This window comes from Streptomyces sp. NPDC017991, assembly GCF_044328075.1.
In the GTDB taxonomy this organism is placed as follows: Bacteria; Actinomycetota; Actinomycetes; order Streptomycetales; family Streptomycetaceae; genus Streptomyces.
This window is the reverse complement of sequence record NZ_JBIRGP010000051.1, coordinates 1-1,728: the sequence shown is the minus strand read 5'-3', so window position 1 is coordinate 1,728 and position 1,728 is coordinate 1. Positions and strand designations below refer to the sequence as shown.

1 protein-coding gene and 1 pseudogene are annotated in these 1,728 nt (G+C 65.3%); both read left to right on the top strand.

Features of this window, described 5'->3' with window-relative positions:
• Nucleotides 1-242, top strand: a pseudogene (locus ACH4DZ_RS45020) (alpha-1,4-glucan--maltose-1-phosphate maltosyltransferase); the annotation flags it as partial.
• Nucleotides 239-1,728, top strand: a 1,490-nt coding sequence (gene treS, locus ACH4DZ_RS45015) for a maltose alpha-D-glucosyltransferase (protein WP_398295617.1), incomplete at its 3' end; no start/stop codon positions are given. The pseudogene ACH4DZ_RS45020 and the gene treS, both read left to right, overlap by 4 nt.

Here is a 1,728-nt window from a genome sequence, read left to right as displayed (position 1 = left end):
ACACGGTTCTGGTGGTCGTGAACCTCGACCCCCACCACACCCAGGAAGCCACGGTCTCGTTGGACATGCCACGACTCGGCCTCGACCGGCACGCGTCGGTGCCGGTGCGCGACGAGCTCTCCGGCGAGATCTACCCCTGGGGCAGGACCAACTACGTACGCCTGACGCCCGGTCACCGGGCCGCGCACGTCTTCACCGTCCTGCGACCGTCCTCACCGCCCACCGGAGGGTCACCCACATGATCGTCAACGAACCCGTCGAAGACAAATTCGAGGACACCCCCGCCAAGGACCGGGACCCCGAATGGTTCAAACGCGCCGTCTTCTACGAAGTCCTCGTCCGCTCCTTCCAGGACAGCAACGGCGACGGCATCGGCGACCTCAAAGGCCTCACCGCCAAACTCGACTACCTCCAATGGCTCGGCGTCGACTGCCTGTGGCTGCCCCCCTTCTTCCAGTCCCCCCTGCGCGACGGCGGCTACGACGTCTCCGACTACACCGCCGTCCTGCCCGAATTCGGCGACCTCGCCGACTTCGTCGAATTCGTCGACGCCGCCCACCAGCGCGGCATGCGCGTCATCATCGACTTCGTCATGAACCACACCAGCGACCAGCACCCCTGGTTCCAGGCCTCCCGCAACGACCCGGAAGGGCCTTACGGCGACTACTACATGTGGGCCGACGACGACCAGCAATACGCCGACGCCCGCATCATCTTCGTCGACACCGAAGCCTCCAACTGGACCTTCGACCCCATCCGCAAGCAGTACTACTTCCACCGCTTCTTCTCCCACCAGCCCGACCTCAACTTCGAAAACCCCGCCGTCGTCGAAGAAATCGTCTCCGCCCTGCGCTTCTGGCTCGACCTCGGCATCGACGGCTTCCGCCTCGACGCCGTCCCCTACCTCTTCGCCGAAGAAGGAACCGACTGCGAAAACCTCCCCGCCACCCACCAGGTCCTCAAACAGGTACGCGCCGAGATCGACGCCCACTACCCCGACACCGTCCTGCTCGCCGAAGCCAACCAGTGGCCCGAGGACGTCGTCGACTACTTCGGCGACTACACCGCAGGCGGCGACGAATGCCACATGGCCTTCCACTTCCCCGTCATGCCCCGCATCTTCATGGCCGTCCGCCGCGAATCCCGCTACCCCGTCTCCGAAATCCTCGCGAAAACCCCCGCCATCCCCTCCGGCTGCCAATGGGGCATCTTCCTGCGCAACCACGACGAGCTCACCCTCGAAATGGTCACCGACGAAGAACGCGACTACATGTATGCCGAATACGCCAAAGACCCCCGCATGCGCGCCAACATCGGCATCCGCCGCCGCCTCGCCACCCTCCTCGACAACGACCGCAACCAGATCGAACTCTTCACCGCGTTGCTCCTGTCGCTGCCCGGCAGCCCGATCCTCTACTACGGCGACGAGATCGGCATGGGCGACAACATCTGGCTCGGCGACCGCGACGCCGTCCGCACCCCCATGCAGTGGACCCCCGACCGCAACGCCGGCTTCTCCTCCTGCGACCCCGGACGCCTCTACCTCCCCACGATCATGGACCCCGTCCACGGCTACCAGGTCACCAACGTCGAAGCCTCCATGAGCAACCCCTCCAGCCTGCTCCACTGGACCCGCCGCATGATCGAGATCCGCAAACAGAACCCCGCCTTCGGCCTCGGCACCTACACCGAACTCCCCTCCTCCAACCCCGCCGTCATCGCCTTCCT